At 54.2% G+C, this 18,709-nt stretch carries 21 protein-coding genes and 1 pseudogene; 10 read left to right on the top strand and 12 right to left on the bottom strand.

The genetic code is table 11. From position 1 onward, the window contains the following. A pseudogene (gene purH / locus ACILRN_RS00330) lies at positions 1–842 on the top strand (bifunctional phosphoribosylaminoimidazolecarboxamide formyltransferase/IMP cyclohydrolase); the annotation flags it as partial. A 93-nt stretch (positions 843–935) separates the two neighbouring features. Here the strand turns inward: purH and ACILRN_RS00335 are convergent. From ACILRN_RS00335 to hemE, 8 genes are all read right to left on the bottom strand, one after another. Continuing rightward, entirely contained in the window at positions 936–1,808 is an 873-nt protein-coding gene (locus ACILRN_RS00335; protein ID WP_395684596.1) for a ParB/RepB/Spo0J family partition protein, read from the bottom strand. Between the two features lie 36 nt (positions 1,809–1,844). Then, positions 1,845–2,693, bottom strand: a complete 849-nt coding sequence (locus ACILRN_RS00340) for a ParA family protein (protein ID WP_395684597.1) — start codon at positions 2,691–2,693, stop codon at positions 1,845–1,847. Continuing rightward, a complete protein-coding gene (gene rsmG, locus ACILRN_RS00345; RefSeq protein ID WP_395684598.1) occupies positions 2,674–3,300 on the bottom strand; it encodes a 16S rRNA (guanine(527)-N(7))-methyltransferase RsmG in 627 nt (208 codons plus the stop codon). Before rsmG ends, ACILRN_RS00340 begins: the two co-directional genes overlap by 20 nt. Beyond that, positions 3,297–5,162 (bottom strand): tRNA uridine-5-carboxymethylaminomethyl(34) synthesis enzyme MnmG, encoded by a 1,866-nt coding sequence (gene mnmG / locus ACILRN_RS00350; protein WP_395684599.1) that lies wholly within the window; start codon positions 5,160–5,162, stop codon positions 3,297–3,299. The genes rsmG and mnmG overlap by 4 nt, the downstream gene beginning before the upstream one ends. 66 nt (positions 5,163–5,228) lie before the next feature. Continuing rightward, the gene (gene mnmE, locus ACILRN_RS00355) at positions 5,229–6,572 is read right to left on the bottom strand and encodes a tRNA uridine-5-carboxymethylaminomethyl(34) synthesis GTPase MnmE (protein ID WP_395684600.1); all 1,344 of its coding nucleotides are present in this window, start codon (positions 6,570–6,572) and stop codon (positions 5,229–5,231) included. 43 nt (positions 6,573–6,615) lie between these two features. Continuing rightward, positions 6,616–7,881, bottom strand: a complete 1,266-nt coding sequence (gene rho, locus ACILRN_RS00360) for a transcription termination factor Rho (protein WP_395684642.1) — start codon at positions 7,879–7,881, stop codon at positions 6,616–6,618. A 135-nt stretch (positions 7,882–8,016) separates the two neighbouring features. Continuing rightward, positions 8,017–8,454, bottom strand: coding sequence for a protoporphyrinogen oxidase HemJ (hemJ, locus tag ACILRN_RS00365; protein ID WP_395684601.1), 438 nt, complete (start codon positions 8,452–8,454; stop codon positions 8,017–8,019). Then, positions 8,447–9,493 carry a uroporphyrinogen decarboxylase gene (hemE, locus tag ACILRN_RS00370; protein ID WP_395684602.1) on the bottom strand — a complete coding sequence of 349 codons (1,047 nt, stop codon included), beginning with the start codon at positions 9,491–9,493 and terminating at the stop codon, positions 8,447–8,449. Before hemE ends, hemJ begins: the two co-directional genes overlap by 8 nt. Before the next feature lie 323 nt (positions 9,494–9,816). Here hemE and ACILRN_RS00375 point away from each other — a divergent pair, with 323 nt between their 5' ends. From ACILRN_RS00375 to dnaQ, 5 genes are read left to right on the top strand one after another with little or no spacing between them, the layout of a single operon-like run. Further along, positions 9,817–10,653: a pyruvate, water dikinase regulatory protein gene (locus ACILRN_RS00375; protein ID WP_395684603.1), complete on the top strand. Its 837-nt coding sequence runs from the start codon at positions 9,817–9,819 to the stop codon at positions 10,651–10,653. A gap of 1 nt (position 10,654) precedes the next feature. Beyond that, complete coding sequence (locus tag ACILRN_RS00380) at positions 10,655–11,239, top strand: Maf family nucleotide pyrophosphatase (protein WP_395684604.1); 585 nt, start codon at positions 10,655–10,657, stop codon at positions 11,237–11,239. Continuing rightward, the gene (locus ACILRN_RS00385; protein ID WP_395684605.1) at positions 11,236–12,072 is read left to right on the top strand and encodes a shikimate dehydrogenase; all 837 of its coding nucleotides are present in this window, start codon (positions 11,236–11,238) and stop codon (positions 12,070–12,072) included. Before ACILRN_RS00380 ends, ACILRN_RS00385 begins: the two co-directional genes overlap by 4 nt. Continuing rightward, positions 12,072–12,677, top strand: coding sequence for a dephospho-CoA kinase (coaE, locus tag ACILRN_RS00390; RefSeq protein ID WP_395684606.1), 606 nt, complete (start codon positions 12,072–12,074; stop codon positions 12,675–12,677). The genes ACILRN_RS00385 and coaE overlap by 1 nt, the downstream gene beginning before the upstream one ends. Further along, positions 12,677–13,381 (top strand): DNA polymerase III subunit epsilon, encoded by a 705-nt coding sequence (dnaQ, locus tag ACILRN_RS00395; protein ID WP_395684643.1) that lies wholly within the window; start codon positions 12,677–12,679, stop codon positions 13,379–13,381. The genes coaE and dnaQ overlap by 1 nt, the downstream gene beginning before the upstream one ends. Here dnaQ and secB read toward each other — a convergent pair. Together secB and ACILRN_RS00405 are read right to left on the bottom strand one after the other, a co-directional pair. Next, the gene (gene secB, locus ACILRN_RS00400; protein WP_395684607.1) at positions 13,378–13,890 is read right to left on the bottom strand and encodes a protein-export chaperone SecB; all 513 of its coding nucleotides are present in this window, start codon (positions 13,888–13,890) and stop codon (positions 13,378–13,380) included. The genes dnaQ and secB overlap by 4 nt on opposite strands. A gap of 73 nt (positions 13,891–13,963) precedes the next feature. Further along, on the bottom strand, positions 13,964–14,449 hold the full coding sequence (locus tag ACILRN_RS00405) for an FxsA family protein (RefSeq protein ID WP_395684608.1): 486 nt from the start codon (positions 14,447–14,449) through the stop codon (positions 13,964–13,966). A 108-nt stretch (positions 14,450–14,557) separates the two neighbouring features. Between ACILRN_RS00405 and ACILRN_RS00410 the strand changes: the two genes are divergently transcribed. Both ACILRN_RS00410 and ACILRN_RS00415 read left to right on the top strand, forming a co-directional pair. Further along, the gene (locus ACILRN_RS00410; RefSeq protein WP_395684609.1) at positions 14,558–15,271 is read left to right on the top strand and encodes a Tim44/TimA family putative adaptor protein; all 714 of its coding nucleotides are present in this window, start codon (positions 14,558–14,560) and stop codon (positions 15,269–15,271) included. Positions 15,272–15,472: 201 nt separating this feature from the next. Further along, positions 15,473–16,384 carry a murein transglycosylase A gene (locus ACILRN_RS00415; RefSeq protein WP_395684610.1) on the top strand — a complete coding sequence of 304 codons (912 nt, stop codon included), beginning with the start codon at positions 15,473–15,475 and terminating at the stop codon, positions 16,382–16,384. A gap of 140 nt (positions 16,385–16,524) precedes the next feature. On the opposite strand, the gene ACILRN_RS00420 is transcribed toward ACILRN_RS00415, so the two are convergent. Next, positions 16,525–16,650: a hypothetical protein gene (locus ACILRN_RS00420; RefSeq protein ID WP_395684645.1), complete on the bottom strand. Its 126-nt coding sequence runs from the start codon at positions 16,648–16,650 to the stop codon at positions 16,525–16,527. Between the two features lie 27 nt (positions 16,651–16,677). On the opposite strand from ACILRN_RS00420, the gene ACILRN_RS00425 reads away from it, so the two are divergent. Next, entirely contained in the window at positions 16,678–16,956 is a 279-nt protein-coding gene (locus ACILRN_RS00425) for a Smr/MutS family protein (protein ID WP_395684644.1), read from the top strand. After that, entirely contained in the window at positions 16,953–17,375 is a 423-nt protein-coding gene (locus ACILRN_RS00430) for a helix-turn-helix domain-containing protein (RefSeq protein ID WP_395684611.1), read from the top strand. The genes ACILRN_RS00425 and ACILRN_RS00430 overlap by 4 nt, the downstream gene beginning before the upstream one ends. A 19-nt stretch (positions 17,376–17,394) precedes the next feature. On the opposite strand, the gene hslU is transcribed toward ACILRN_RS00430, so the two are convergent. Next, a complete protein-coding gene (hslU, locus tag ACILRN_RS00435; RefSeq protein WP_395684612.1) occupies positions 17,395–18,696 on the bottom strand; it encodes an ATP-dependent protease ATPase subunit HslU in 1,302 nt (433 codons plus the stop codon). Between the last annotated feature and the right edge of the window lie 13 nt (positions 18,697–18,709).

Consider the following 18,709-nt stretch of genomic DNA (forward strand, 5'->3'; position numbering starts at 1 on the left):
AGCTCTCTTACAACAACATCAACGATACGGATGCAGCTCTGGAATGCCTCGCAGAATTTGAGAATTCCGGTAATCCTGCCTGCGTCATCGTCAAACATGCAAATCCTTGTGGTGTAGCAGTCGGGAGATCTTTGCTTGAAGCCTATCGAGATGCGCTTGCCTGTGATCCAGTAAGTGCCTTTGGTGGCATCATCGCTGTCAACAGACCTCTCGATCCTGAAACAGCCGCCGAGATTACGGAACTGTTCACTGAGGTAATCATTGCTCCGTCAGCTGATGTGGAATCAATCGGTGTCGTCGCCAGAAAGAAGAACCTTCGGCTACTCGTCTTGGATGGAAATCCACTTTCTGCCGGGGGTCTGACGGTAAAGTCCGCAGGTAGTGGCCTTCTGGTGCAGACACGTGATGTGTTGCATATCGAAAACATGTCGCTCAGGACTGTCACCAAGCGCGAGCCCTCTGCCCAGGAGATGTCGGATCTCCATTTTGCCTTCCGTGTCGCAAAACACGTGAAGTCCAACGCAATCGTCTATGCGAAGAACGGTGCTACTGTGGGCATTGGCGCAGGCCAGATGTCGCGCATCGATGCGGCCAGGATCGCTGCCAGCAAGAATGCGGAGATTTCTCGTCAAGCAGGAATTTCAGTTCCCAGCATCAGGGGATCCGTCGTGGCATCTGACGCTTTCTTCCCTTTTGCTGATGGCCTGATCCATGCGGTGGAGGCCGGGGCGACGGCGATCATCCAACCCGGCGGATCATTGCGTGACGAGGAGGTCATTGCTGCCGCAGATGCTGCAGGGATTGCCATGGTCTTCACCGGCATTCGGCACTTCCGCCACTGAGGGATCAATCAGACCATAGAGCAAGATGAAGGCAGCCACGTTCACGCCCAAATTCCCCTCCCCACAAGCGGGAGGGGAAATCAGTTGGATACGTCAGGACCCATTCCGCTCTAGCCGGCGGCAAACGTCCTCGAGCTGATCGAGCGAGCTGTAGGCGATGTCGATCGTGCCAGCGCCATTGCTGCGATGAGAAATCGTAACCTTAAGGCCCAGCGCTTCGGATAGGGTTTTTTCCAGCGAGCGCGTATCTGCATCTTTTCCAGCTGGTGCTCTTGATTTCTTTGGAGCGGCGGCTGAACGTGCCAGACCTTCGGCCTCACGTACGGACAGTCCAAGCTTTATGATCTGTTCGGCAAGATCGATAGGCTGATCGGTTGCGACAAGTGCACGGGCATGACCTGCCGTGAGACGTCCCTGTTCAATCTGTATACGGACGGTTTCAGGCAAGTTCAGAAGGCGCAGTGTATTGGCTATGTGGCTTCGGCTCTTTCCAATTGAATCGGCAAGTTGTTGCTGCGTGTAGGAGAAGCGGTCGATCAAAAGACTGTATGCGCGCGCCTCTTCGAGTGGGTTCAGGTCGGAACGCTGAACATTTTCGATGAGCGCGATCTCCAGCGCCTCCGCGTCCGAAAGTTCTCGGATCACAACCGGAACATCATGAACGCCGGCCCGTTGCGCGGCACGCCAACGGCGCTCTCCGGCCACGATTTCGTAGTTCCCGGTTTGCAAAGGCCGGACCACAATCGGCTGCAGAAGACCCTTCTCGCGAATTGAGCGCGCAAGATCCTCCAGATCCAGCTCAGCGAAGGATTTTCGTGGGTTGTTGGGGCTCGCCGTCAGAAATTCGATCGGCATCTGTCGCAGCGAGCGTGGCTCCTCTGCCGCGGTTTCACTGGTCGAGGCGTCTCCGATCAGTGCCGCCAGTCCGCGGCCGAGTCTTTTCTTCGATGCACCTGCGGTGTCCATGTCTGTTTCCTGTTTGCCTGACGCCCAGTGGCGAAATCACGCGGCGCGGAGGTCGCGTTCCCGCCGGATGATTTCCGAAGCCAGACGGATGTATGCTTGCGAACCGACACAAGCATTGTCGTAGAGCAAAACCGGCTTCCCATATGACGGAGCCTCGGAAATCCTCACATTGCGGGGAATGACTGTCTGGTAGACCTTGTCGCCCAATACGCTTCGCACGTCATCTGCAACCTGTTCCGAAAGCTTGTTGCGGCGATCGAACATGGTCAGCACAACACCCTGAATGGTCAGGCGTGGATTGAGGCTGGTCTTCACCCGCTCCACCGTTTTGATCAGCTGGCTCAGGCCCTCCAGCGCAAAGAACTCGCACTGGAGGGGAACCAGCACTGCATCAGCAGCAGACAAAGCGTTGATTGTCAGCAGATTGAGCGATGGCGGGCAATCGACGAGAACATAAGAATAGGTCCGTTCAGGATCATTGTCCCTGTACAGACCGGCAATCGCATCTGCCAGGCGGTGGGTCTTGCGCTCGAAATCGGCCAGCTCCAGCTCGGCGCCCAGAAGATCCATGGTCGATGGCGCGCAGTGCAGGCGCGGGATGCCGGAATCCACGATTACATTGGCAAGCTTGGCTTCGCCAATTAACACGTGATAGGTGGATTTCTGTCCGGCGCGCCGCTGCACTCCGAGTCCCGTACTGGCGTTGCCCTGCGGATCAAGGTCGACGATCAACACTCTTTCTCCAACAGCCGCCAGGGCTGTACCCAGATTGATTGCAGTTGTCGTCTTGCCAACGCCGCCCTTTTGGTTTGCAACAACCAAAATGCGCGGTGAAACTGCAGCGGTCGGAGCACTAGATGCTGGGTCAGACACGGGAGACCTCATGAATTTCGAGTACAAAGCCACGTGGATCGCACTGGCTGGGGTGCCTCACACTTTGGATTTTCCAATATTTTGTGGCTTCGGTCAATTCAATATCAATATCTTGTCCCTTATGGAATAGTCCAATTGCCCCATCCATCAAGAAAGGCTCTGCATAGCCGAGAAGCAAGGACAGGGGTGCCAGAGCACGGGCGGTAACACACTGAACCTTCGGCACGACATGGACGTTTGCCAGGGTTTCAAGCCTCACGGCGTGAACATGGGCACGGGTTCCGGTCTGGCGAGCTGCCTCGCGCAGAAATGCGGCCTTTTTTCCGTTACTTTCATAAAGATGAACTTCCAGATCCGCTGCCATTGCAACCACCAGGCCCGGAATACCGGCACCGGAGCCGAGATCAGCGATGGTGACCGCTTCGGCCGGGAGAAGAGGTAAGAGCTGCAGAGCATCCAAGATATGCCGCTCCCACACAATTGGCACGGTCGTTGGTCCAATCAGATTGATCTTTGACTGCCATGCAAGCAGCAACCTTACATAGGTTTCGATCCGCTTGCGTGACACACGTGAAACATTAAACCGGTCAAACAGCTCTTCAGAGCCTTCGGCAGTCATGCCGCACTCTGCCGACCACGCCGCCGGATGTGCCCAAGAACGATGGCCAGGCCCGCAGGCGTCATCCCGTCGATTCGCGAAGCCTGACCCAATGTCGAAGGCCTGACGGCCGCGAGCTTTTGCCTCAACTCAGCTGAAAGCCCGGGCATTCCCTGGTAATCAAGGTCAAGGGGAAGCACAAGTCGTTCCTCCCGGCGCAGCGCGTCAATATCCGACTCTTGCCGGGCAATATAACCGGCATACAGGGCCTCGGCTTCAATTGCTTCCACCACATGAGGCGGAAGGTCCAGCAGTTCGGGCCAGACTGCAGTCGCAGCAGACCATCCGATTTCGGCCATACCAATGAGATCCAAAGCCGATCGTCGTAAACCGTCCTGGTTTACTCTCAGACCGCGGCGTGCCGCCTCTGCGGAAGTCATGGAGAGGTGCCGTGCAAGTGCGAGACCATCCGCCACTGCCCTTTCACGGGCCCGAAACCTTGCAATTCGTTCCTCGCCGATAAGACCCAGGGCAATTCCGACAGGCGAAAGTCGCAAATCCGCGTTATCAGCCCTCAACGAAAGCCGATATTCTGCCCTCGACGTGAACATGCGGTAGGGCTCAGCCACACCGCGCGTGACAAGGTCATCGATCATCACACCGATGTAGCCCTGCGTCCGATCGATGGTCAGGCAGGCTTCCCGGCCGGCCTTTCGAGCCGCGTTGACCCCGGCAATGAGGCCCTGGGCCGCTGCCTCCTCATAGCCGGTTGTTCCATTGATCTGGCCCGCCAGGAACAGGTTCGGCATTCGCTTCACTTCAAGAGAAGAGCTCAGCTCGCGCGGGTCGATGTAATCATATTCGATTGCATAACCCCAACGCTTGATAACGACGTTCTCCAGCCCTGGGATGGCACGGATGAAGGCCTCCTGCACGTCCTCAGGTAGCGACGTCGAAATGCCATTTGGGTAGACCGTATCATCGTCCAGCCCTTCCGGCTCAAGGAAAATCTGGTGGCTCTCCTTGTCGCGGAACCGATGGATCTTGTCCTCGATGGAGGGACAGTAACGCGGTCCCACACCCTCGATCTGACCCGAAAACATCGGAGATCGGTGCAGATTGTCTGCAATGAGCTGGTGAGCAGCTGGGGTTGTTTCCGTGATGAAGCAGGAAAGTTGTTTGTTTTCAATACTTTCAGTAAGGAATGACAAGGGGGTTGGCTGTTCATCGCCCTTTTGCTCTTCAAGCCTGGACCAGGCAATGCTCCGGCCATCCAGGCGAGCGGGCGTGCCGGTCTTGAGCCGGCCCAGTTTCAAGCCAGCTTCCCTAAGTTGGTCTGACAGCCCACCGCTTGGTGCCTCGCCATGCCGCCCGGCGGGGATGCGCCGTTCGCCAATATGGATCAACCCATTCAAGAAGGTACCTGTGGTCAGCACCACTGTGGTGCAATGGAGTACGTTGCCATCCTCGCAACCCACGCCAACTACGGCGCCACGCTCCAGCACAAGGCGGTTGGCAGCACCCTCGATGACAGTAAGGCCTGCCTGCCCGGAGATAGAAGCCTGAATGGCGCGCTTATACAGCTTGCGGTCAGCCTGGGCCCGTGGTCCCCGAACTGCAGGCCCCCTGGAGCGATTGAGAAGCCTGAACTGTATGCCCGCATGATCTGCAGCGCGGCCCATGAGACCGTCGAGGGCGTCAATTTCCCGCACCAGATGGCCTTTCCCCAGTCCACCGATAGCTGGATTGCAGGACATCTCGCCAATCGTATCAGCCCGGTGCGTCATCAGGGCTGTTCGGGCCCCGAGACGCGCTGCAGCAGCGGCAGCTTCCGTTCCGGCGTGGCCACCACCAATTACAATGACGTCGAAACCAGTCTTCATGTCAGGCTTCTCTACGCATATTGAAACCCAGAGTCAAAACTGCGTTTGTTTCACGTGAAACGCCAACTATTTGCCAATGCAAAAGCGATTAAAGATCGCACCCAACCACTCTTCGACATCAACCCGCCCCGTAAGGCGGCCCACCTCATCCGAAGCAAGACGAATACACTCAGCCTTTAGCTCCAGATTGGTGGACCCAACCATACATGCATCGTTGAGCAGCCGAATCGACCGTTCGACGATTGATTTTTGTCGTGCCGAAACAATAAGGGCTGCATCGCCAGCTCTAACCTGTTCATTCGCCAACGATCTGATATAATTGATGAGTTCCGAGCTGCCGGACCCCGTCTGTGCAGAAACATCAAGGTACGGAGGCTCGGTCTCGTTTCGGAAGAGTTTCGAACCGGGATCCACCAGATCAGACTTGTTCCTGACATAGAGATCGACTTTTATGCCAGCTTCAGGGTGGGCACTACCAGGAACATCCGGTGCGGACACCCAAAGAACAATGTTGGCATCAGCAATCCGGCGGCGGGTTCGCCGAATTCCCTCTGCCTCAATCTCATCAGAAGTAACGAGCCTCAGACCCGCCGTATCAGTCAGGATCACCGGAACGCCACCCAGGTCCATATGCACTTCGATGACGTCACGGGTGGTGCCAGGTCTAGTCGCGACAATTGCAGCATCTCGCCGGGCTAACAAATTGAGAATGCTGGATTTTCCGGTGTTTGGATAACCCGCCAAGACCACCCGTACACCGTCGCGCAATATCTCCGACACCGCCGATTGATCAATTGACAGCTGCATTTTTTGTTCAAGTGCTTGAATTTGTTGACCAACGCTCTCAAGAGCTGCCTCAGCAACCCCGCGTTCGTCGGAGAAGTCGACCGCCGCCTCTATACCCGCACGTATCTGAAGGAGCTCAGATCGCCAACCGTCGAATACAGAACTGGCTACCCCCGAGAACTGTTGCATGGCCTGCCGAAGCTGGGAGGAGGTCCGGGCCTCAAGCAGATCCGCTAATCCTTCAACTTCAACCAAGTCAAGCTTTCCATTGGCAAAAGCCCGCCTGGTGAATTCACCAGCATCAGCAGGCCGCAGCAACGGATAGCGCCGCAGCACGTCGAAGACTGCACCCAGGACCGCCGGACTTCCATGTAGATGAAGCTCTACTACATCCTCACCGGTGACCGATTGCGGGCCCGGACACCAGACGACAGCTGCTTTATCCAATAATTCACCTGATCCGGGGTCCCGCAGGCTGCACAGCGAAAAGTGCCGGGGTGCGGGCAAGGACCCCGCCAAATCCTTCAGCAAAAGAGACGATTGCGGACCGGAAAGCCGCATAACGGCAATTGCGACGCGCCCAACTCCGCTCGACAGCGCAAAAATCGTGTCGCTGCCAGTCATTACGCCCTCGAATCAGCGGGCCAACCGTGTGCAGCAGAAGCGCTCAAGCATTCATGGAGTCGAAAAAGTCGCTATTCGACTTTGTTTGACGCAGCTTATCGAGCAGAAACTCGATGGCGTCCACCGTTCCCATCGGATTGAGAATGCGGCGAAGGACATATGTCTTCTTGAGCATATCCGGCTTGACCAGCAACTCCTCCTTGCGGGTACCAGAGCGCAAAATATCAATGGCAGGAAACACCCGCTTGTCCGCAACCTTGCGATCCAGAATGATCTCCGAATTGCCCGTACCCTTGAATTCTTCGAAAATCACCTCGTCCATCCGGCTTCCCGTATCGATCAGCGCCGTCGCGATGATGGTAAGCGATCCCCCCTCCTCGATATTGCGCGCGGCGCCAAAAAAACGCTTTGGACGCTGCAAGGCGTTGGCATCGACGCCACCAGTCAAAACCTTGCCAGAGGAGGGTACCACGGTGTTGTAGGCACGACCCAGGCGAGTAATCGAGTCGAGCAAGATGACCACATCCCGACCGTGTTCCACCAACCTTTTGGCCTTCTCGATGACCATTTCAGCTACCTGAACATGCCGGGAAGCCGGCTCATCGAAGGTCGAGCTGATCACCTCGCCCTTCACCGACCGCTGCATGTCCGTCACCTCCTCAGGGCGTTCATCAATCAGCAACACGATCAGATAGCATTCGGGATGATTCGCCGTGATGGAATGAGCGATGTTCTGCAGAAGCACCGTCTTGCCAGTACGCGGGGGCGCCACGATCAACCCACGTTGCCCCTTGCCCAGTGGAGACACAATGTCGATAACTCGAGAGGAGTAATCTTTTCTTGTCGGATCGCCAGTCTCCATTTCCAACCGCTCGTCCGGGTAGAGTGGCGTGAGATTGTCGAAGTGAACCTTGTGGCGCGTCTTTTCCGGATCCTCGAAATTGATCCTGTTGAGTTTCACCAACGCGAAATAACGTTCGCCATCCTTCGGGCTTCTGATCTGCCCCTCAACCGTATCGCCGGTTCTCAGGGTGAATTTTCTGATCTGGCTTGGGCTGATGTAGATGTCATCCGGGCCAGCGAGATAATTGGCATCCGGTGAGCGCAAGAAGCCGAATCCATCCTGAAGAACCTCGACGACGCCCTCACCGATGATCTCCACATCCCGAATGGCCAGGTTCTTCAAAATGGCAAACAACAGCTCCTGCTTCCGAAGTGCGCTTGCATTTTCAACTTCAAGCTCCTCGGCAAGCGTTACCAGCTCGGCGGGCGACTTCAGCTTCAAGTCCTGAAGCTTGATTTCCTTCAGCTCAGCAATAGCGGTCATTTTTTCAATCACATGGAATGTTTCCGGCCATTCGGCGGGAAATTTGAGGCGGGACTGCGCGCCAAACGCACAGCAGTTCTTGTATACCGCCTTCCAGCCTTATCGCCAAGACCAAAGTCAAGCTGGCTTCAAGACAACCAAGCAAACGATGCCTATCACCAACAAAGTCGGAAACTCATTGATTACGCGGAAATAACGGCCTGACTTGACTTCCCGATTCTCCCTGAACCGTTTGGCATGAACTTCAAGCAATCCATGGAAACCTGTCAAAGCTACGACCAGCAGCAATTTCCAAACAAGCCAGGCGGGAAATGGGTGACCCCAACCACCCAAATGCACAAGCACCAATCCAGATACGAGACTGACCAACCCTGCAGGCCGCATTATTGCCTTGAGCAGCCGACGTTCCATGACCTCAAATACTGATATGATTTCAATTTTTCCAGCATTTTCAGAATGATAAACAAATAGTCTGGGAAGATAAAACAGCCCGGCCATCCAGGAAATCACCGCTAGAATATGAAACGCTTTCAGCCAGCCATATGGATCAGACATCAAACCGCCTCACCGTCTCCACCGCTTCGCCTACGAGCGCCGGATCAGTACCGACTCGAATACCATGTCCCAGATTAAAGATGTGCCTCTGTCGATCGACCAGACCGCAGATACGCTTTACCTCCGACCGCACTGCATCTTTGCCAGCCAAAAGGACGACCGGATCAAGATTTCCCTGTACCACCACGTTGTCAGGTATTTCACCAAGATCAAATTCCGTCTCGACACCAATCGCTGCAGCACCAGGCAAGGCCGCTGCTTTTTTCTGCTGAACCCCTACACCTCTGGCGAAAACGATAACCGGTGTCAGTGGATGGCGGGACCCAACACCCGCTACAATCCTGCCAATGGGCTTCATCACGAACTCTTCAAGTTCCGTCGCCACCAAGTCTCCTGCCCAAGAGTCAAAGATCTGAACCGCCTGGGCACCAGCAGTTATCTGAGCACAGAGATATTCAATTGATTCCTCGACGAGGCGATCTATCAAGGCACAAAACCACGGTTGCCGCTGATAGGCGGCCACTTTCGCCTGAACACGATCTGAACTACCTCCACCGACCATATAGCTCGCTACTGTCCAGGGGGCACCGCAGAACCCGATCAGCGCCTGATGAGAGGGAAGCTGGGTGCGTGTCAACCTGACCGTCTGGCAAACCTGGTTTACTTCCCAAGACGATCCTACCGGCTTGAGTGTCCGCAAATCGTCCATGCTGCGAACCGTGTCGAGGACGGGGCCTTCACCCTCTTCGAAGCGCAGCGCCAAGCCCATTGCGTGGGGTACAACCAGAATATCCGCAAACAAGATGGCAGCGTCGAGATCAAATCGCCTGAGTGGCTGTATAGTCACTTCAGCGGCAAGCTCAGGATTGTAGCAAAGATCCAAGAACGAGCCGGCCTTTTCTCGAACAGATCGGTATTCTGGCAAATATCTTCCAGCCTGCCTCATAAACCAGATGGGCCGGCGTAAAGCCTTTCTTCGCGTCAGCACATCGAGAAGTGCGCTTCTCGAGGACTGACCATCTCCCTTACTATCAATCATTTTATTTCTTCTTGAATCTTTTGTTTGCAGTGCGAAAAGCGGGATACAACTCAATCCAATGATTTCCAGTTGGTCAAGACCAAGCGTGGTTGAAGCACAGATCCAATCTGGGGATACCAGAAATTAAGAAGTGTTAACAGTTTCTTAATTCGGTAGGATTTTCACGCGCTCAGTGCAAAACCTGTTTGCGACTGTTCTGTTGTCCACAATTCTTAAATTATGGCCCTCATGGGGATCCCCTTGTGGAGTTCAGCAGGATCCCGTTTGGAGTGTTTTGAGACAAGGCAACACATATCCTGTTTTCCCACAATTCATGAACAGCAATGCCACAATCTGGTTCACCGCGATTCTTCCATCTACATTTGATTTCAGACGCCACCGGTGAAACACTGGCGACAGTCGCCAAAGCTGCTGCTGCACAATATGCTGATTTCAGACCGATTGCTCACATCTATGCTCTCGTACGCACTCAATCTCAATTGAGACGCGCGCTACATGAAATCGAGGAAAAACCGGGTATCGTTCTGTTTACACTGATCGACTCTGGCCTGCGAAAGCAGCTTGAGACCCAGTGTGATGCGCTGGGTGTGCCTTGTCTTTCTATACTTGATCCGATTATTTCCGCACTGTCACAATACCTCAATGCAGTATCGCGGCCCCAGGTTGCTGGCCAATACGCATTGAATTCTGACTACTTCCGCCGGATTGATGCGCTGAATTTCACCATGGCTCATGACGACGGTCAGAGCCTAAACGATATCTCAAATTCCGATGTCATCATACTAGGTGTCAGCCGCACATCAAAAACTCCAACATCAATCTATCTGGCTCAACGTGGCATCAAGACAGCCAATGTTCCTATAATCCCTCAGGCTCCAGTACCCAGCGAGCTGCTTGACGCTCGCGGGCCGCTCATCGTTGGCCTGATTGCGAGCGCCGAGAGGATAGCTCAAATTAGGAAGCATCGCCTCTTGTCTCTCGCGGAAACCCGATCGACCGACTATGCAGATCCCCGTCTCATCACGGATGAACTGATATTCATGAAAAACTTGTGTTCAAACAATGATTGGCCCATGATTGACGTAACGCGACGTTCAGTTGAAGAAACTGCCGCGGCAATTCTAAACCTTTTGTCAGAAGTTCGACGCTCCAGAGTCTGAAATGATTGTCCTTGCCTCAACCAGCTTGACGCGACAGTCCATGCTTCGAAATGCTTCAGTCGAGTTCGAAGTTGAAGCTCCACAGCTTGATGAGCGGGAACTGGTACGCCAACATCCCGAGTGGTCGTTTGAAGACACAGCGCTGCAACTGGCGGCCGCAAAAGCGATTGAGGTGTCATCGCGCCGCCCAAAGGCAATAGTAGTCGGTGCTGATCAGGTCTTGGCACTTGATGACAGGGTCTATTCAAAACCAAGAAACAGGGTTCAGTGCCATGATCAACTCTTGGATCTACGTGGCAAGACCCATCTCTTGCTTTCCGGGGTTGCCGTTGCCCAGAATGAACAAGTTTTGTGGATGCATCAGGATACCGCGCGCTTGACCATGCGCCACTTTACAGATGAGTTTATTGACTCTTATCTGGATGTCATTGGAGATGATTGCATGTCCTCTGTTGGCGGATACAAGATCGAAGGACCTGGTATTCAGCTGTTTAGCTCTGTAGAGGGCAACCACTTCACCATTCTGGGGTTGCCGCTGCTTCCCCTTCTCCAAAAGCTCCGAGATCTTGGGGAGGCAAGATCATGATCAAGTCTTGTGTGATAGGCTGGCCCATTCGTCATTCACGCTCGCCCATCATTCATGGTTATTGGCTGAAAAAATACAAGATCGATGGCAGCTATGATCGGAAACCTGTTGAACCCAACGCGCTCCAGGATTTTATTGCAGGTCTCACATCAGCTGGATTTACAGGCTGCAATGTCACAATCCCCCATAAGGAAGCAGTTTTCGACCTCGTCAAAGCTGATGATGACACCACAAGACGGATTGGCGCGGTCAATACAGTCTATGTCCGTGATGGCCTCACTCATGGTACCAATACGGATGGTGAAGGTTTCATAAGAAGTCTGCTTCAGTCAGCTCCTGATTTCTCCATAGTTCATAAACGCGTCATGGTGCTTGGTGCTGGTGGCGCGGCGCTCGCCATCGTGAACGCTCTTCTGGAACAGGGTGCGCGTGAGGTCGCTGTTGCAAACCGTACAATTGAAAGAGCAGTTGACCTTCGAAGCCGTTTTGGCAATCGGATCACACCCATTTCATGGGAGAAGATTGCAGATAATCTCTCAGAATGTAGCCTTTTGGTGAACACCACATCGCTTGGGATGACGGGTCAGCCAGAGCTTGATCTTGATTTGAGACGCCTATCGGATCGGGCCGTGGTAAGCGACATTGTGTATACGCCACTTCGTACACAATTACTGAAAAATGCCGCAGATCGGGGTAATACCGTCGTTGAGGGCTTGGGCATGCTGCTGCATCAGGCAGTGCGTGGTTTCTCCCTTTGGTTCGGGACTATTCCAGAGGTGACGCCTGAGCTGTATGACATCGTCGCGCGCGACATTGATCCGGCCCATCAATAATGATCGTTGCCGCTCTTACCGGTTCGATCGCCATGGGGAAGAGTGAAACTGCAAGAATGTTTGCGGTTCACGGCATACCCGTTTTTGATAGTGATGCCATTGTGCATCAACTGTATTCCAGCGGAGGCGCTGCCGTTGAAGCGCTGCGGGCACTGGTTCCGGATGTGATTGAAGGTAATCATGTTGATAGGAAGAAACTGGCTGACGAAGTTCAGGCGAGGCCAGACTTGCTGAAGCAGGTGGAAGCAGTCATTCATCCTCTAGTCAGAAGAAAACAACAGGAATTTCTAGACAAGGCAATGGCCGCGGGTTCTGACTTTGTTGTTCTCGATATACCTCTGCTCTTCGAGACAGGGCGGGAGGCCGAGGTTGATGTGGTTCTGGTCGTGTCTGCTGATGCTGAAAAACAGCGGGCACGAGCACTCGCACGACCTGGCATGTCAGCTGCAAAACTGGATTTCATTCTCGCACGACAGGTTTCCGATCAGACGAAACGGGCCCGTGCTGACTATGTGATCGATACGTCTCACAGTCTTGCTGAAACAAACCGTCAGGTTGACGGGATTATCGCTGAACTCAGGAAGCGAGCTGGGTCGCACTCATGATGCACGAAATTGTTCTGGATACTGAAACTACAGGTCTTGATCCTGCTGCAGGTCACCGAATCGTCGAAATCGGTGCTGTCGAGCTTCTGAACCGACTGCCGACAGGTCGCACGTTCCACGTCTATGTAAACCCTGAACGCGACATGCCCCGTGAGGCGGAGGCAGTTCATGGACTTTCCTCTGCGTTTCTGAACGAAAAACCTGTTTTTTCAGAGATTGCCCAGGAGTTCATAAACTTCATCGCAGATGCGACCCTGGTCATTCACAATGCCAGCTTCGATATGGCATTTATCAACGCCGAGCTGGCGTTCCTTGGCCTTCCGGCAATTCAGCCAGACCGTGTGGTGGACACTCTACATGTTGCCCGCCAAAAACACCCCGGGGCACCCGCCAGTCTCGATGCCCTGTGCCGCCGCTATGGAATCGACAACAGCAAGAGAACCAAGCATGGAGCATTACTCGACTCCGAATTACTTGCGGAAGTCTATCTTGAATTGACGGGCGGCCGTCAGACGGCGCTCACGCTTGAGACATCGGTAACCAAGCGCTCCTTCACGCGTGACTTGTCCATCTCCACAACGATGCAACGGCTGCGGCCGCTACCGCGCCGCCTAACGGATCAGGAACGTGCTGCGCATCAAGCGTTTGTAGCCGATCTTGGAGATAACGCACTCTGGAATGCAGGCAAGCCGATCAGCGACTAAGCCTGACCGACTGTCTGCTGTTGCATACGGCGTTGGTACATGGTGGCGAAATCGATCGGATCGAGCATCAGGGGCGAGAAGCCTCCGTTCCGCGTCGCCTCGGCCATGATCTGGCGGGCGAAGGGGAACAGCATGCGTGGACATTCAATTAGAACCGCCGGATGGATCATCTGCTGGGGAATGTTGTCAAGGCGGAAGGTCCCCGCATATAGCAAGTCTGCGGCGAAGATAACCTTGTCTTGAGACGTTGCTTTTGCTTCAAGCTGGAGCTCGACTTCGAAATCCGTTCCGCCGAGATTACGAGCATTGACGTTGACTGAAATCTTGATGTCCGGTTGAGACTGCTGCTGCCCAAGTGATTGTGGCGCAAGCGGGCTTTCGAAACTCAGGTCTTTCAAATACTGGCCCAGAATTCGGATTGAGGGTTGTCCCTGAATACCAGGATCGGTCTTGCTTGATCCTCCGAGCTGGTTTTCCGGAGCTTCGTCATTTTTTGGAGTATCGGACATTGGAAGCCTTTCTGGATTTCTCGTCACTCGCTATCATGCGGTCGTAACTCCTGCAAGCATGTGCGGGAAGATCTTAATGGCTGGTCGGAGCCGATGGAGGCTGCTGATCATCTGGACTTGCAACGATTTCGATCGATTCACCATCAATGATGAGCCCTCGGGACGGCGGCCAATTGCCATGGGCTGGCCATGATTGGCTGCGAATGGCCAGGGTTGAAAAGACCCAACGCCGTACCATTGGCAGAAGAACCAATAGACCGAGCAAGTCACTGAAAAAGCCAGGAACCAAAAACAGGACTCCTGAGGTAACCTGGCCCAAGAGACGGTAATGGAAATCCTCAGGCTTCAAGCCGGCTGATCCTCTGCGCGTGAGTACTGCCAGACCATCCCGGCCAGCCGACCGTAGCAGACAGACGCCAGCAATACCTGATGCCAGCAGCAGTCCGAGGGTGGAAACGACCCCCCATATCTGGCCAGCCCAAATGATAGAAGTGATCTCAGCAATGAGGGCTAGGACCAGAAACAGGGACAGAATCTGCGAGACAGACGATTTGGGCATGCTTGGGCCTTGGAGCTCCCGAGGGCATTCTATATATAGGTCGGCAAGTGCGGAACTTCACATCATGGTGCGCTTTGGAAAAGTCGCCATCTCAGATCGGTTGAAGAAATGACCATTGATCCACTGAACATCCTTCTCCTTGCCATTGCCCTGGTCGTCTTCTGGCGGTTGCGGTCTGTGCTCGGAGCGCGGACTGGAACAGAAAAGCCACCACTCAGGCCGTTTGAACCCAGAAGTTCTGACCGGGACGAAAGCCAAGACGCCGAATCGACCGTGGTGGATTTTCCGCAAACGAATGGTGGCCCTGGCCGGGACCAAACCCCGGGGGAGACAGCAAAGGTCTGGACCGGATTCGCAGAACCCGACTCTCAGCTGGCCATATCGCTTGAGGCCATCGCGTCACGGGATCCGTCATTCGCACCCGCAAGCTTTCTGGAGGGAGCGAAGCTCGCTTATGAGATGACTGTTGAAGCATTTGCGAAGGGAGATACACCTACTCTCAAGACACTTCTTTCGAAGAGTGTGTTTGATGACTTTTCACGGGTGATCAGCAAACGTGAAGCAGATGGGCAGAAGGTTGAAACGAATTTCGTCGGCATCGACCGGGCCAAGATCCAGGCAGCCAGGCTCGAAGGAAAGACAGCCTCGATAACAGTCGAATTCGTAAGTGAGCTCATTACTGCGACTTATGACAAGGGTGGTCAGCTGATCGATGGTGATCCGAGGCAAATTGGCCGCGTGACGGATGTCTGGACCTTTGAACGGGATTTGACCTCACGTAATCCCAACTGGTCACTTGTTTCGACCCAGGTTTCCGAATGAGTTCAGGACAAGATCGTGGCTGTCAGGTTGACGAGATGCTCGTTCGCTGAGCTTTCGGGCTGGGAGCATCATGATCACGCAGCTGCGCTCGATGTCTTCAGAAGATCCTGCCGTCGACTTTCTGATGTTCCGTCTTACCGCGGCTTGGGACCAGTATTTGGCGGTTCTCCGGAGGACTGGCGGACTGTCTGTTCAGAAGCAGTGAAGTCCGATGCTGCACGTATCTTTTTCGAGACTTTTTTTGTGCCCTGCCGGGTGATTGATCCGGTCAAACCGGACGGTCTGTTCACGGGATATTTCGAGCCAGAGGTCCAAGGGAGCTTGGCACGGACAGAGGCTTTTCATGTCCCCATCTACTCGGTCCCTCCAGATCTTGTTTCATTCACTGAGGACGAACGCTCAGCCATTGGCCTGACATCCGGCAGAAGGCGTATGGGCAGAGCCGAGCCATATCTTACACGTGAGGAAATCGAAGAGGGCGCTTTGGCGGGCCAGGGCCTCGAAATTGCCTGGCTTCGTGACTGGGGCGACGCCTATTTCTTACAAATCCAGGGGTCTGGTCGGATCCGCATGGTGGATGGAACTACTCTTCGGTTAAGCTTTGCTGCCAAGTCTGGTCACCTCTATACCAGCATCGGCAGTCTTCTTGCTGAGCGTGGCCAGATTGAGCCAGACAAATTATCCATGCAATCCATCAGACATTGGATGACCTGCCATCCAAGGCAGGCACGTGAGCTGATGTGGGAAAACAGATCATTCATTTTTTTTCAAAGGGCCGATCTTGCCGAACCCCACCTAGGCGCCTTCGGTGCCCAGCGGGTTCAGCTAACTCCCCAACGCAGCATAGCGATTGATCGTTCCTATTGGGCCTATGGAACACCCATATGGCTGGACACTGAAGCTCCGCTGGGCGATGAAGGCAGTATGAAGAGGTTTCGGCAATTGCTGGTTGCCCAGGATACAGGCAGCGCCATTCGGGGGGCGGCTCGTGGTGACGTGTACTGGGGCTTCGGAGACAGCGCGGGTAGAATTGCCGGACCCATGAAGAGTGCAGGTCAGATGACAGTCCTGCTTCCATATTCAGTGGCGCGCCGAATCGGCCTGATGCCATGACACGCAAGACATCCGACTTTGAACTCTGGCTTGAAACCGTCAAGACAATCAAGCCGTTGTCGAATAGGCATTCACAGCATGTGCTTGTGCCCAGTTTATCCAAATCCCCGATCGTGAGGATCAAGATGCCTCACATATCCTCACCCCAACATCATGTTCGGTCGTTGCTTGAGAAGCCGGCTCCACCAGTTACAGGACTTGACCGACGCACTGCCCAGCGCCTGACCCGAGGACAGGTCGAAATCGACGGCAGAATTGATCTTCATGGCAGCAGCATAGAACAGGCACGCCTCATGCTTCTGCGGTTTCTCGAACAGTCTCAGTTGAATGGTTTGCGGACTGTGCTGGTAATTACCGGTAAGGGCGAGTCGCCATTTTCAAGACATACTCTGCATGGCACGGGCCATTTTCATGTTCCAGAGCGCGCTGGACGATTGAGGCGATTGGCAACTGAGTGGTTTCATGAAATAGAGTTCAGGCGGCTTGTGTCCGGATTTCAGCCCGCACATCCCAAACATGGGGGAGGAGGTGCCTACTATGTCCGGATTCGCCGCATCCGCGAGGACAGATGACGCCCTTCGGTGAGAAAATGCGCAAACTGCGTATGGAGCGCGGCGTCACTCTGAAGCAGATGGCTGACGAAATTGGTGTATCTTCAGCTTATCTCTCGGCACTCGAACATGGAAAGCGCGGCCGTCCAGGGTGGCACCTGATCCAGCGGATCCTGTCTTTCTTCAACATTATTTGGGATGAGGCCGAGGAAGTCATAAGGCTTGCCCGGATCTCTCATCCACGAATTACAATCGACACATCTGGTCTCAATCCGAAAGCAACAGAACTTGCCAATCGTCTTGCAGATGAGATTGCCCGGCTTGAAGCAGCAACACTCGACGAAATTCTTGTCATCATCGAACGCAGACGGTCAAAGACTCTTGCAGCCGGATCCCCGTCAGACGCCGCTAGAAGGCGAAGATCTGTAAGGACAGGATGACGTCGAGAAAATATCGTTTTTACAATATGAACTTGGAAAGATCGGCATTGCGGGCAAGCTGTCCGACATGCAGTTCGACGTAGCTCCTGTCGATCCTGATCTTTTCTTCCGGGCGATCCGGAGCGCTATAGCTGATATCATCGAGAAGCCGTTCCATGACGGTTTGCAAACGTCGCGCCCCGATGTTTTCGACACTTGCATTGGTGTCGGCTGCAATCTGAGCAATCGCCGTGATTCCATCATCGGTGAAGTCCAGCTCGACACCTTCGGTAGCCAGAAGAGCACAATACTGCCGGACAAGGCTCGCCTCTGGCTCCGTGAGGATTTTCTTCAGATCGTCACGCGTCAGCGCTGTCAGCTCAACCCGGATCGGCAGACGCCCCTGCAACTCAGGAAGCAGGTCTGATGGCTTGGCGATGTGAAAAGCGCCAGATGCTATAAAGAGAATGTGGTCGGTTTTTACTGGGCCATGCTTGGTCGACACCGTCGTTCCTTCAATCAGCGGGAGAAGATCGCGCTGGACGCCCTCCCGGCTGACATCAGCGCCATGACGTTCGGCACGGGCGCAAATCTTGTCGATTTCATCGAGAAAAACGATACCATTGTTCTCGACGGCCTCAATAGCATCGAGGACGATCTGATCCTGATCAAGAAGCTTGTCAGATTCCTCAGCCATCAAGATATCGTGGCTGGCGCTTATCGACATCCGCCGTGTCTTTGTTCGATTGCCCAGAACCTTTCCGAGCATATCGGATATGTTGATGACGCTGGCAGAGCCACCAGGAATACCCGGTATCTCAAAACTGCGGCCAGCTGTCTCCGTGACTTGCAGTTCGATCTCCTTATCGTTGAGCTCTCCTGCGCGTAACTTCCGGCGAAAGGCCTCACGAGTTGAGTCAGAAGCGTTGGATCCAACGAGAGCATCAATCACCCGCCGCTCAGCGTTGATCTGCGCCTGGGCCTCCACGTCCTTGCGGCGCGCTGTTCGTGTCATTGAAATTGCCGCCTCAACAAGGTCCCTGACGATCTGGTCTACATCGCGACCGACATAACCGACTTCGGTAAACTTGGTTGCTTCAACCTTCAGGAATGGTGCGTTGGCAAGTTTCGCAAGGCGTCTTGCAATTTCAGTCTTGCCGACACCGGTTGGGCCGATCATCAGGATATTTTTCGGCATGACTTCGTCGCGTAGCGGGCCGATCAGCTTTTTCCGCCGCCAGCGGTTGCGCAGGGCAATCGCAACTGCCCGTTTGGCTTGCATCTGACCAACGATGTGCCGGTCAAGCTCTGAAACAATCTCGCGTGGGGAGAAGTCTGTCATCTTGGTGGTTTAC

Origin of the sequence: Aestuariivirga sp., from assembly GCF_044238155.1 — a bacterium.
Lineage (GTDB): Bacteria > Pseudomonadota > Alphaproteobacteria > Rhizobiales > Aestuariivirgaceae > Aestuariivirga.

What these genes read in the sequence shown, in the direction of transcription:
- ACILRN_RS00430 (WP_395684611.1), top strand. Translation starts at nt 16,953, where the DNA reads ATGACGCCCTTCGGTGAGAAAATGCGCAAACTGCGTATGGAGCGCGGC.
- ACILRN_RS00420 (WP_395684645.1), bottom strand. Translation starts at nt 16,650, where the DNA reads ATGAAGATCAATTCTGCCGTCGATTTCGACCTGTCCTCGGGTCAGGCG.
- coaE (WP_395684606.1), top strand. Translation starts at nt 12,072, where the DNA reads ATGATCGTTGCCGCTCTTACCGGTTCGATCGCCATGGGGAAGAGTGAA.
- ACILRN_RS00405 (WP_395684608.1), bottom strand. Translation starts at nt 14,449, where the DNA reads ATGCCCAAATCGTCTGTCTCGCAGATTCTGTCCCTGTTTCTGGTCCTA.
- mnmE (WP_395684600.1), bottom strand. Translation starts at nt 6,572, where the DNA reads ATGACTGGCAGCGACACGATTTTTGCGCTGTCGAGCGGAGTTGGGCGC.
- hslU (WP_395684612.1), bottom strand. Translation starts at nt 18,696, where the DNA reads ATGACAGACTTCTCCCCACGCGAGATTGTTTCAGAGCTTGACCGGCAC.
- secB (WP_395684607.1), bottom strand. Translation starts at nt 13,890, where the DNA reads ATGTCCGATACTCCAAAAAATGACGAAGCTCCGGAAAACCAGCTCGGA.
- rsmG (WP_395684598.1), bottom strand. Translation starts at nt 3,300, where the DNA reads ATGACTGCCGAAGGCTCTGAAGAGCTGTTTGACCGGTTTAATGTTTCA.
- ACILRN_RS00410 (WP_395684609.1), top strand. Translation starts at nt 14,558, where the DNA reads ATGACCATTGATCCACTGAACATCCTTCTCCTTGCCATTGCCCTGGTC.
- hemE (WP_395684602.1), bottom strand. Translation starts at nt 9,493, where the DNA reads ATGATTGATAGTAAGGGAGATGGTCAGTCCTCGAGAAGCGCACTTCTC.
- ACILRN_RS00425 (WP_395684644.1), top strand. Translation starts at nt 16,678, where the DNA reads ATGCTTCTGCGGTTTCTCGAACAGTCTCAGTTGAATGGTTTGCGGACT.
- mnmG (WP_395684599.1), bottom strand. Translation starts at nt 5,162, where the DNA reads ATGAAGACTGGTTTCGACGTCATTGTAATTGGTGGTGGCCACGCCGGA.
- ACILRN_RS00385 (WP_395684605.1), top strand. Translation starts at nt 11,236, where the DNA reads ATGATCAAGTCTTGTGTGATAGGCTGGCCCATTCGTCATTCACGCTCG.
- hemJ (WP_395684601.1), bottom strand. Translation starts at nt 8,454, where the DNA reads ATGTCTGATCCATATGGCTGGCTGAAAGCGTTTCATATTCTAGCGGTG.
- ACILRN_RS00375 (WP_395684603.1), top strand. Translation starts at nt 9,817, where the DNA reads ATGCCACAATCTGGTTCACCGCGATTCTTCCATCTACATTTGATTTCA.
- ACILRN_RS00335 (WP_395684596.1), bottom strand. Translation starts at nt 1,808, where the DNA reads ATGGACACCGCAGGTGCATCGAAGAAAAGACTCGGCCGCGGACTGGCG.
- ACILRN_RS00380 (WP_395684604.1), top strand. Translation starts at nt 10,655, where the DNA reads ATGATTGTCCTTGCCTCAACCAGCTTGACGCGACAGTCCATGCTTCGA.
- ACILRN_RS00340 (WP_395684597.1), bottom strand. Translation starts at nt 2,693, where the DNA reads ATGAGGTCTCCCGTGTCTGACCCAGCATCTAGTGCTCCGACCGCTGCA.
- dnaQ (WP_395684643.1), top strand. Translation starts at nt 12,677, where the DNA reads ATGCACGAAATTGTTCTGGATACTGAAACTACAGGTCTTGATCCTGCT.